This window comes from uncultured Sphingomonas sp., from assembly GCF_937859915.1.
GTDB lineage: Bacteria > Pseudomonadota > Alphaproteobacteria > Sphingomonadales > Sphingomonadaceae > Solisphingomonas.
Genome location: NZ_CALMAW010000117.1, coordinates 1 through 10,776 on the forward strand (window position 1 = coordinate 1; position 10,776 = coordinate 10,776).

A 10,776-nucleotide genomic window follows, 5' to 3' on the forward strand; every position below is an offset into this window, starting at 1 on the left:
ACCCTGCTGGGCGCCGGCGGCTCCGGCGCCGCCAACGGCACGCTGTCCGGCCCGGGCATCGTCGCGACCGCGACGCCGGGGGTCTATTCCGTGACCGGCACGCCGGCCGCGGTCACGGCCGCGCTGGTCGACCGGGATGCCGGGCCCGTCGTCGTCGACCGCGAGGGTGATCGCCGCTGTGGCCTCGGCGACCGACAGGCGGATCGCACCGCCGGGCCGACCGTATTTCATCGCATTGTCGACGAGATTGGCGAGCGCCTGTCCCACCATCTCGCGGTGCACGACCGCGTGCGCGCCGCCCGCTGCCGACAGGGTGAAGCCGCGTTCCTCGGCCAGCGGTCCGTAGACCTCGGCGAGATCCCCGATCATCTCGCCGAGGTCGGTTTCGACGAAGCGGTCGCGGCCGATCCCCGCCTCGGTGCGGCTGATCTGCAAGGCGGTGGTCAGCATCGCCAGCAGCGTCTCCGCCTCCGAGCCGACACGCTCGAGTGCCGACAGCGCCACCTCGTCGTCGGTCTCGCGGCTGGCGCGGTCTATGGTCGCCGACAGGCGGGTGAGCGGCGAGCGCAGATCATGCGCGAGCGAGTCGGTGACGACGCGCAGCTCGGTGACGAGGGTCTCGATCCGCCCGAGCATCAGGTTGATCGTTCCCGACAGGTCGGCGAAGGCGTCGCGCACCCCGGGCTCGACGGGGACGCGCAGCGACAGCTCGCCCATGCCGACCCGCCTGGCGGTCTCGGCGATGCGCTCGACGCGCACCGTAATCACCCGCGTCGCGACGATCGCGCCGAGCAGCGCGAGCGGCACCGCGAGCAGCAGCGCGGCGATCATCGCCTCGCCGGTCTGGCGGCGGACGCGCAGATCGTCCTCGATGACATGGCCGACGAGCAGATGCGTGTTGTCGGGCAGCTTGGTCGCGATCACGCCCATCTGCTCGGGCCGCGCCCGGCCGACGCGGTAGAGCGTCACCACCTGCCAGCCCGAATTGAACGGGATCGGCGGCGGCCAGTCCTCGATATTGCCGGCGAGGTGGTTGCCGACCGGATCGTCGAGCAGCACCGCGGCATCGTGCGAGCCCGCCCCCGAGATCCGCGCCGCGATCAGCTCGCGCAGGCCGCGCGAGCCTTCCTGCGCATAGTCGGCGACGAGATCGTCGCGCAGTGCGGTGACCAGCGTGCGCGAATTGCGCTCGAGCTCGTCGCCGAGCGTGTGCCGCACGAACAGCAGCAGCGACGTGCCCGAGATCAGCTGGAGGATGAACACCAGCGCGAAGAAGCGGAAGGTCGACGAACGCAGGCGGGCAGGGACCCGCATGTCAGCGCGCCGCCCCGTCGATCACACCTCGGTGCCGAGCCGATAGCCCGCGCCGCGCACGGTGTGGATCAGCGTCGCGCCCTCGCCGTCGTCGATCTTGCGGCGCAGCCGGCTGACATGGACGTCGATGACGTTGGTGCCGGGATCGAAATGATAGTCCCACACGCCCTCGAGCAGCATGGTGCGGGTGACCACCTGCTCCTTGTGGCGCAGGAGATATTCGAGCAGCCGGAATTCGCGCGGCTGCAGGTCGATCGCGCGCGCTCCGCGCTTCACCTTGCGGGACAGCAGGTCCATTTCGAGATCGCCGCAGGCCAGCTGCGTCTTGGGCTGCGCGCCGCCGCCGCCCCGCCGCAGCATCAGCTTGAGCCGGGCGAGCAGCTCGGCGAAGGCGAAGGGCTTGGTCAGATAGTCGTCCGACCCGGCGGTGAGCCCCGCGACGCGGTCGTCGACCGCGGCGAGTGCGGATAGCATCAGCACCGGCGTATGAATGCCGCCGGCGCGCAAGGCGCCCAGCACCGCCATGCCGTCCATCCCCGGCAGCATGCGATCGAGGATGATCGCATCATAGCCGCCGTCGGTGGCATGGAAGAGCCCGTCGCGACCATTGGCGGCATGGTCGACGGTCATGCCCTCCTCGCCGAGGCCCTTGACGATGTAGTTGGCGGTCTGCTGATCGTCCTCAATCAGCAGAATTTTCTGCGACATGCGCGGGTCCCGTCCTGGTCAGGCCGTCGGCCGAGGGTTCGGCACGGTCGATCGCGACCGTCCATAGCGCATCTCCCCGCCGAATATGAAGCGCCAGCCGCCGGTCGCCATGATCGGCACGCATCGCGTCGTGCAGCGCTGCGACATTCTGGACTTCGCGGCCGTCGATCGCGACGATCTCGTCGCCGACTTCGATGCCGGCGCGCTCGGCGGCGCCGTCCGATCGCACGCTGGTGACAACCGGCATGCGATCGCCGCCGTCGCCGACGGTGACGCCGGGGATGACCGGCACGATGCCGCCGCCCCGCGCGAACCGGCTGAAGCTGCCATGTTCGGCGGCGAGCACGACGAGCGCCACCGCCACGATGACGGCGACGATGCCGATCGCGGGTCCCCGCCCGGCGCCTGCCGCCCTCACGCGCCGATACCCATCCATGGCACCTTGTCGCGCTTCACCGCTTGCGACGCTATGAGGAGGGGATGACCGTTTGTTCATCCGGCCCGATCGCGCCAGCAGCCCACCGTTAGCGGATCGCGAACCGCCTTCCCCTCCTGCGCGACGCGCATGGACGATCGGCGCTGCCGTGCCCCGGGATGCCTAGCGTTGCGCCTGGAACTCCGGGTTCCGGCGTTCGCCGGGAAACAGCGCCGTGTCTGTTACGTGGTCGCGGCGATCCAGCGGTCGCCAACCTGTTGCAGAATGTCGAGCGGGACGCGGCCCGAACCCAGCACCGCCTCATGAAAATCCTGGATGCGAAAGTTGGCGCCCATCTTGGCCTTGGCCTTGTCGCGCAGCCCGGTGAACACCGAATGGCCGAGCTTGTAGCTGCACGCCTGCCCCGGCGTCGAACAATAGCGCTCGACCTCGCGCGCGGCGAAGCCCGGCGCCTCGCCGTCCTGCTCGATGAAATAGGCGACCGCCTTCTCGCGGCTCCAGCCGAGATTGTGGATGCCGGTGTCGACGACGCAGCGATTGGCGCGGAACAGCTGGAATTTGAGATAGCCGAGCCGCCCGAGCGGATCGTCGTCATACATGCCCATCTCGTCGGCGAGCTGTTCGGCATAGAGCGCCCAACCCTCGCCATAGCCCGAGAAGCCGCCGGTCTTGCGGATGATTGGCAGCCCGGTGTTGGACAGCGCCAGCCCGCCCTCGAGCTGGTGGCCGGGCAGGCCTTCGTGGAAGACGGTGGTGGCGAGGCAGAAGCGCGGCCATTCGGCGCTGTCGTGGAGGTTGAAATAGACCAGGCCGGGGCGCGACCCGTCGAGCGCGGGCCCCTGCGAGAAGGCCGAGGCCGCGCCCGCCTCGGTTTGCACCGGCACGCGTCGCACCTCGAACTGATAGGGCGGCAGGCGCTTGAAATAGCCGGGCAGCTTGGTGCGGATCGCGGCCAGGCGGGCGTTGCAATAGCCGATCGCCTGCGCCTTGCCGGCATCGGTGTTGGGATAGAGCTGGCGCGGATCCTTGTAGAGCGCGGCCATGCGCTGACCGATCGTGCCGCTGCTGAAACCCTGTGCCTTGAGCAGCCCGTCGAGCCGTGCCGAGATCATCTTCGCCTGGTCGAGCCCGAAGCGGTGAACCTCGGCCGGGCTGAGCTTGGTCGTCGTCGTATTGTGCAGCGCGACCTCGTAGAAGGCGGCGCCCTGCGGCCGCGTCGACAGGCCGGCATCGTGCGAGGCCTTGGCGCGCAGCGCGTGCGCGGCGGCGATCTGGCGGTCGAGCGCGGGCAGGACGTGGGCGTCGTAGATCTTGGCGGCGTCAGCGCCATAATGCGCGCCGAGGCCCTTGGCGGCGGCGCGCTTGGCGATCGAGGTCACCACCAGCGCCTGGTCGGCGGGGGCGCGCAGCTTGTCCATCTGCGCGAGCGTCAGGTCGAGGATGAAGTCGGGCGGGACCATGCCGAGCCCGGCATCGTGGCGCATGCGATCGGTCTCGGCATCGAGCTGCCCACCGAAGGCGGTCAGCCGCGCCAGATAGGCGTCGGCATCGGCCGCGGTCTCGATCCGGTGCTTGGTGTCGAGGAAGTCGGGGACGCTCTGATAGGCGCCGGTGTTCTGACTGACGATGTAGGGCGACGGGCCATAGCCGCTGCCGCCGAGGTCGAACGCCTCGACCGCCGCGCTCGACTGGCGCGTGTAGAGCACGACGTCGTAATCGAGCCGGTCGGCAGCCGAGAGCGTCGCCGGATCGATCGCCTTGAGGCGCGCGAGCTGGTCGGCGGTCTGCGCCCGGGCGGCGGCGCGGCCGGCGTCCGACGCGTCGCTCAGCCGACTGCGCAGCGCGGCGTTGGCGCCCTTGTCGAGCCCGAGCTGCGTCGCGCCCTCGGGGTGAAGCTGCAGCCCCTCCTGGAAGAAGGCGTCGAACAGCGCGGCGAGCTTGGGCGAGCGGCCGGCCATCGCCGTCGTGTCGCCCGGCGCAGCCGCGAACGCCCAGGCCGGCCCTGCGGCGCACGCCACGCCAGCGGCCGATGACAACAGGAAGGCGCGGCGATCGAGCATGGAGACCTCTTCGGATATCAGCGGGATAAGCGGAGACGATCGCGACTCGGGGAGACGAGGGCAAGGCAAATCGGTCGGTTATCGATCTGGTGCAATAACCCCCTCCCCCTCAGGGGAGGGGAGAGCGCCTCAATAGCGGTAGCGCAGCGTGCCGCCGAAGGTCCGCGGGGCGCCGAGGAAGGCGTCGAGCACGCCGGTGGCGTTGGTCGGCACGTTCTGGAAGCCCGAGTCGAACGCGACTTGCTTGTAATTGGTGTTGAGGATGTTCTCGGACCAGACCTCCGCGCTCCAGCGGCCGTTCTTGGGGCCGAAGCCGATCCGCGCGTTGGCGAGCACATAGCCCTTCTGCGCTTTGCCGGGATCGAGATCGGAGCCGGTGTTGTATTTGGACGAATATTTGGCGCCGACGTTGAGGAACGCCTTGTAGGTCTCGCCGACCGGCTGGGTGTAGGTGCCCGACAGCGACGCCGAATAGAGCGGCGCCAGCGACAGCCGCGAATGGCGGCCGCCCTGGAAGTCGGTGCGGTGGACAAGGTCGGCGAGCTGCGGCGCGGTCAGGTGATAGCGCGTGTCGGCGATGGTGATGCCGCCCTGAAAGCTCAGATGCGGGGTCGCGAACCAGACGAAATCAGTGTCGATCCCCTTGCTGATCACCTGCGGGATCGAATCGACCACGAACACCAGCCCGTTGAAGGTGTTGAGCTGGAAGTCGTGATATTTCTGGTAGAACAGCGCGACGTTGAACAGCAGCTTGCGGTCGAGCAGCGTCGCCTTCTCGCCGATCTCGAAGGCGTCGTTGGTCTCGGCGGCGAAACGCGTGTCGCGGATCGGCGTGTTCACTGCGGCACTACCCACCGCGCAGCCGGGATCGCCGACCTGGCATTCGACGCGGTCGAGGTTGAAGCCGCCCGCTTTGTAGCCGCGCGCATAGGAGGCATAGAGCAGCAGCTGCGGATCGACGCGGTAGACGAGCTTGGCGGTGCCGGTCGGCACATGCTCGCGCTCCCGCTGCTGGTTGGTGAAATTATTGTAGCCCGGGCTGAGGAAGGGCAGGCAGGTGGTCGCGTCGACCGCGGCCAGCTGCGACGCCGCGGCCGGGTTGACCGCGTTGAGGATGCCGAACGCGGCGTTCGACCGCGCGCATCCCGCCCCGCCGCCGATATTGGTGCTGAACTGGTTGAGATCCTTGACGTCGATCGAATAGCGGCCGCCGAGATTGAGACTGAGCTTGTCCGAGAAGTGCAGCGTCTCGTTGGTGAAGAGCGCATAGGTGTCGTCGGTCTGCCGGTAGCGGTCGACCGAGCCCGACCCCGCGACATAGTTGACGCCACCGACGAACGGGAAGGTGAGGCCGGTGCGCAGGAAGGTCGGATCGGGCCGACCCTCGACCAATTCGGAGAAGAGCAGGCTCAGATAGGGGGTGAAATCTCGGCCGACGAGGATGCTCGTATTCTGGTCGAGCTTTTCGTGCGCGTAGAAGCCGCCGACGGTGAAATCGAGCTTGCCGACGGTGCCGCCGTAGCGAAGCTCCTGGCTGAACGTGCGGAAGCGAGTCGAATTACTGTTGTTGTCGGGCAGATAGTCGATGTCGGCGGTCGAGAAGTCGGCATCAAAACCACCCGTCGTCTTCCAGTCGCGATAGGCGGTGATCGAGGTGAGCGTGCCCGGGCCGACGTCCCAGTCGGCCTGCACCGATCCGCCGCCGTCGCGGATACGCTGGCCGTCGGGCTGGTTGGCATAGGCGTTGCGCGCATAGGGCGTGGCGGGGTTGCCGTCATTGCCGCCGAGCGCGGCGACGAGGGCGTTGGCGAGGTTCGGCGCCGGCGCCTGGCTCGCGCGGGTGATGACCGCGATGCAGCATTCTTCATTGCGCGCGGAATAGTCCCCGATCGCACGGATGCGGAGCCGGTCGCTTGGGCGGAACAGCAATTGACCGCGGATCGTGTAGAAATTGCGGTCGGTGTCGCTGTGTGATTCGCGCGGACCCTGACCGGTGTTGACGTCGAAATAGCCATCGCGCTGGCGCACCGCGCCATACAGGCTGGCGGACAGCGTGTCGCTGATCGGGCCGGTCACCTCGGCCGATCCGCCGACCGCGCCATAATTGCCGATCTCGGTCTCGGCGCTCAGGCCGAACGTGTCCTTGGGTGCGGCGGTGATGATGTTGATCACCCCCGCGGTCGCCGACTTGCCGAACAGCGTGCCCTGCGGGCCCTTGAGCACCTCGATCCGCTCGACGTCGCCGAGATCGCCGAAGCCGACGCCGTTGCGCGGGCGGTAGACGCCGTCGATCACCACGCCGACGGACGATTCGAGCCCGGCATTGTCGCCGACGGTGCCGATGCCGCGGATGCGCGCGGTGGTCGACGCCTCGCTGCTGGTCGAGGTGACGAGCAGCCCGGGGGCGAGCAGCGCGAGGTCCTTGATGTCCTTGACGCCGGTATCCTGGAGCAGCTGACGGCTGACCGTGGTCACCACGATCGGGACGTTCTGCAGATTCTCGGTACGCTTCTGCGCGGTGACGACGATCTCGTCGACGCTGCGCGGCGCATCTGACGACGGGATCGGCGCGGGGGAGGGCTGGGCGGCAGGCGCGGGACTGGCGGCCGACTGCGCCGACACGGCCGAGGCCTGCAGCGCGAGGACGAGTGCGGCGCCGGACGCGGCGGCGCGCAGTGGGTTCTTGGCTGTCATGGCATCCTCCCTGTTTTCGCTCCGTCCGATGACACCGCCGGCGCCTCGATCCGTCCCGCCCGATACTTCGGTGCGGGTTCGCTGTTATGGGGAAAGGATGATCAAGCTTTGCGGGGGCGTCAAGCCGAATTGAAGATACGGTATGGCGAAATTGGTGTCGGTGTGTATTGACGACACGCAACCGGCCCGTGCCGCTGTGCGGCATAACTGAGCAGCATAGGATCAAAAACCGGATCGCTCGCCGCGGTCGGGTTTTAAATAAAAACCGAGTTTCGAATGAGCGGTCCGCCTTGACGACGAAGCGCTGACGCTACAGCCAGATGTCGACCAGGTGGATGGCGAGCCCGACCAGCCCGCCGACCAGCGTGCCGTTGACGCGGATATATTGGAGATCGCGGCCGACCGCCTGTTCGAGCCGGCCAGTGAGCGTCTTGGCATCCCAACCGCGCACCGTGTCGGACACCAGGCGCACGATGCCGTCACCATAGGCGGCGGCGATGCCCACCGTCGCGCGCCGCGCGAACAGGTTGATCGCGCGCGCGAGCGCGGGCTCCGTCTGCAGGGTCGTGCCGAGCTGGCGCAGCGTCTCGCCCAGCCTGCCGGCCATCGCCGCGCTGGGATCGCGGGCGCCGCGCAGCAGCGCCGCGCGCGCCTGGCCCCACAGCCCGTCGAGCCAGTTGGCGACCGCGGGGCTGGCGACGATCTCGTCCTTGAACGCATTGACCCGGCGCTGGAGGTCGGGATCGTCGCGCAACCGCCGGGCGAAGTCGGCAAGCCCTTCTTCCGCCTTGTCGCGCAGCGGGTGGTGCGGATCGCCGCCGACCTCCTCGATCAGCCGGTAGAGCCCATCGAGGATCTTGTTCGACAGCGTCTCGTCGAGCCCCGTCCAGCGCATCACCGAGCCCGCCTTGGACGAGATCATCGACCGGAGCGTGTCCTCATTGGCGACCAGCGTGCGACCGAGCCAGTCGATCGCGCCATCGAGGATCGGGACATGGCGATCGCGGTCGATCGCCGCTTCGAGCGCCTGGCCCAGGATCGGCGCGACGTTGAGGGCGATCAGCCGCTGGGCGACCGCCGCGCGGACCATGCCGCCGAGCCGTTCGGCATCGAGGGCGGCGACCAGATCGGCGATCAGCCGCGAGGCGCCAAGCCGCAGCCGGCCGGCGCGCTCCGTCTGGTCGGACGGTGCGGCAAGGAAGCGGCCCGCCGCGCCGGCAAGATCGAGCCGCCGCATCCGCCGCGCGATTACCGAGGGGGTCAGGAAATTCTGCCGCAGGAAACTCGCCAGATTGTCGCCGATGCGATCTTTGTTGCGCGGGATGATCGCGGTGTGCGGGATCGGCAACCCCAGCGGATGACGGAACAGCGCGGTCACCGCGAACCAGTCGGCGAGGCCGCCGACCATCGCCGCCTCGGCGAAGGCGCGGACATAGCCCAGCCAGGGGGCCTGGGGCTCACCGATCCGCGCGCCGACATAGACCGCGGCCATGACGATCAGCAGGCCGGTGGCGACGCGGCGCATCGTCGCCGGTCCGCCGGAGCTCGGGGGGGCGGCCTCGGGGGTGGCGGTCGGTCGGTTCGGCGGCGAAAGGGTCATCCCCCTCCAATGCCGCGAACCCGCCGAAGGTTCATTCCGCCGCGTGCGGAGCCGTTGCGGGGCGGCCCATCGGCGTGCCGCGGTCGCGCGCGAGCAGCAGCCGGCCGATGATCGGTCCGGCGCGGCGCTCGAGCCCGTCGGCGAGGCTGAAGCCCGCCGGCACGATTACTAGCGTCAGAACCGTCGAGAGCAGCAGCCCGCCGATCACCATCACCGCCATCGGCTGGTTGAACGACCCGTCGCCGCCCAGCGCGAGTGCGGTCGGCAGCATGCCCGCGATCATCGCGACCGTGGTCATCACGATCGGCTGTGCGCGCTTGTGCCCGGCCTCGAGGATCGCCGCGTCGCGATCGACTCCGCGGCGCATCTCCTCGATCGCGAAGTCGATCAGCAGGATCGAGTTCTTCGCGACGATGCCGAGCAGCATCAGCAGCCCGATCAGCACCGGCAGCGACACCGCCATCCCGCACAGATGCAGCGCGATCACGCCGCCCAGCGGCGCCAGCAGCAGCGAGCCGAGGTTGATCATCGGCGGCACGACGCGGCGATAGAGCAGCACCAGCACCGCGAACACGAGCAGGATGCCCGCGAACAGCGCGATGATGAAGTTGGTCACCATCTCGGCCTGCCACTTGGCGTTGCCCGACTGGCTGTAGTGCACGCCGGTGGGCAGATTCTTCATCGCGGGCAGGTTGAGGATCAGCTGGCGCTGCGTGTTGTCGATCGCGCCGGGGGCAAGATCGGCGGAGATCACGACGCGACGCTCCTGGTTGAAGCGCTTGATCTCGGAGGGGCCGTCGCCGAAACCGATGTCGGCGACGACGCGCAGCGGCACGGTGCCCCCGTTCGCCGTCGGCACCGGCAGGTTCTGGATCGTCGAGATATTCGAACGGCTATTCTGGTCGAGCGCGACCCGGATCGGAATCTGGCGATCCGACAGCGAGAATTTGGCGGCGTTCTGGTCGATGTCGCCCAGCGTCGCGATGCGGATCGTCTCGGACAGCGCGGCGGTGGTGACGCCCAGATCGGCGGCAAGATCGAGCCGCGGCTTGATCGTGATCTCGGGTTTGGGCAGCGCACCCTCGACGCGCGGCGCGCGGATGCCCGGCAGCGCCTTGGCCTGCTCGACCACCGCGTTGGCGGCGCGCATCAGCGCGTCGGGATCGTCTCCGGCGAGCATCACCGCGATGTCGCGGCTGCTGTCATTGCCGCCATTCTGCGATTCGAACGTCACACGCGCGTCGGCAATGCGGTTGAGCTGGGGTGCGAGCCGCCGCTCGAACTCGGTGCTGGTCACCGCGCGATCCTTGTTGAGCGACATCGCGATCGTCGATTGCGCCGGATCGACATATTCGACCACGGTCGCGACCTCGGGCTGCTGGCGCAGCAGCGTCGCGACGCGGTTGGAGACGACGCCGGTCTGCTGCAGCGTCGTGCCCGGCGTCATGTCGATCGTGAGGTTGGAATAATTGACGTTCTCGGGCGGCTGGAAGGTCATCGGCAGCGTCACGAACAGCGCGATCGTCAGCAGGAATGCCGCGAGCGCGATGCCCATCGTCCAGGTGCGGTGGTCGCGCGTCCACGCCATCCGGCTCGCCCAGCCGCCACGCAGCTTGGCGGCGTGCGCGCGGCGCGTGTCGAGCGTCCAGCGCAGCAGCGCCTGGTAGCGATCGGACATCGGTCCGCCGCCATGGTCCTGATGGCCGTGCGCCTCGAGGAAATAGGCCGCGATCATCGGCGTGACCAGCCGCGCGACGAGCAGGCTCATCAGCACGGCGACAACGACGGTCAGCCCGAAATTCTTGAAGAACTGACCGGCGATGCCCGGCATCAGGCCGACCGGCAGGAACACCGCGACGATCGAGAAGGTGGTGGCGACCACCGCCTGGCCGATCTCGTCCGCGGCTTCGATCGCGGCCTGGAAGGCGGATTTGCCCATCCGCATATGGCGCACGATATTCTCG

Annotated in this window: 7 protein-coding genes; all 7 read right to left on the bottom strand. The window is 68.5% G+C overall.

Annotated elements, in window-relative coordinates; genetic code table 11:
• The coding region (locus Q0326_RS15230; RefSeq protein WP_298692016.1) for a HAMP domain-containing sensor histidine kinase at window positions 1-1,314 on the bottom strand (1,314 nt) is incomplete at its 3' end.
• 21 nt (window positions 1,315-1,335) lie between these two features.
• Entirely contained in the window at window positions 1,336-2,022 is a 687-nt protein-coding gene (locus tag Q0326_RS15235) for a response regulator transcription factor (protein WP_298692018.1), read from the bottom strand.
• The gene (locus tag Q0326_RS15240; protein WP_298692020.1) at window positions 1,997-2,440 is read right to left on the bottom strand and encodes a PDZ domain-containing protein; all 444 of its coding nucleotides are present in this window, start codon (window positions 2,438-2,440) and stop codon (window positions 1,997-1,999) included. The genes Q0326_RS15235 and Q0326_RS15240 overlap by 26 nt, the downstream gene beginning before the upstream one ends.
• Window positions 2,441-2,679: 239 nt before the next feature.
• Window positions 2,680-4,518 (bottom strand): DUF885 family protein, encoded by a 1,839-nt coding sequence (locus Q0326_RS15245; protein WP_298692022.1) that lies wholly within the window; start codon window positions 4,516-4,518, stop codon window positions 2,680-2,682.
• Window positions 4,519-4,647: 129 nt separating this feature from the next.
• On the bottom strand, window positions 4,648-7,212 hold the full coding sequence (locus Q0326_RS15250; RefSeq protein ID WP_298692024.1) for a TonB-dependent receptor: 2,565 nt from the start codon (window positions 7,210-7,212) through the stop codon (window positions 4,648-4,650).
• 310 nt (window positions 7,213-7,522) lie between these two features.
• Window positions 7,523-8,812 carry a DUF445 domain-containing protein gene (locus tag Q0326_RS15255; RefSeq protein WP_298692026.1) on the bottom strand — a complete coding sequence of 430 codons (1,290 nt, stop codon included), beginning with the start codon at window positions 8,810-8,812 and terminating at the stop codon, window positions 7,523-7,525.
• Between the two features lie 31 nt (window positions 8,813-8,843).
• Window positions 8,844-10,776: efflux RND transporter permease subunit (locus Q0326_RS15260; protein WP_298692028.1), on the bottom strand; the 1,933-nt coding region annotated here is incomplete at its 5' end.

What these genes read in the sequence shown, in the direction of transcription:
- Q0326_RS15235 (WP_298692018.1), bottom strand. Translation starts at nt 2,022, where the DNA reads ATGTCGCAGAAAATTCTGCTGATTGAGGACGATCAGCAGACCGCCAAC.
- Q0326_RS15245 (WP_298692022.1), bottom strand. Translation starts at nt 4,518, where the DNA reads ATGCTCGATCGCCGCGCCTTCCTGTTGTCATCGGCCGCTGGCGTGGCG.
- Q0326_RS15250 (WP_298692024.1), bottom strand. Translation starts at nt 7,212, where the DNA reads ATGACAGCCAAGAACCCACTGCGCGCCGCCGCGTCCGGCGCCGCACTC.
- Q0326_RS15255 (WP_298692026.1), bottom strand. Translation starts at nt 8,812, where the DNA reads ATGACCCTTTCGCCGCCGAACCGACCGACCGCCACCCCCGAGGCCGCC.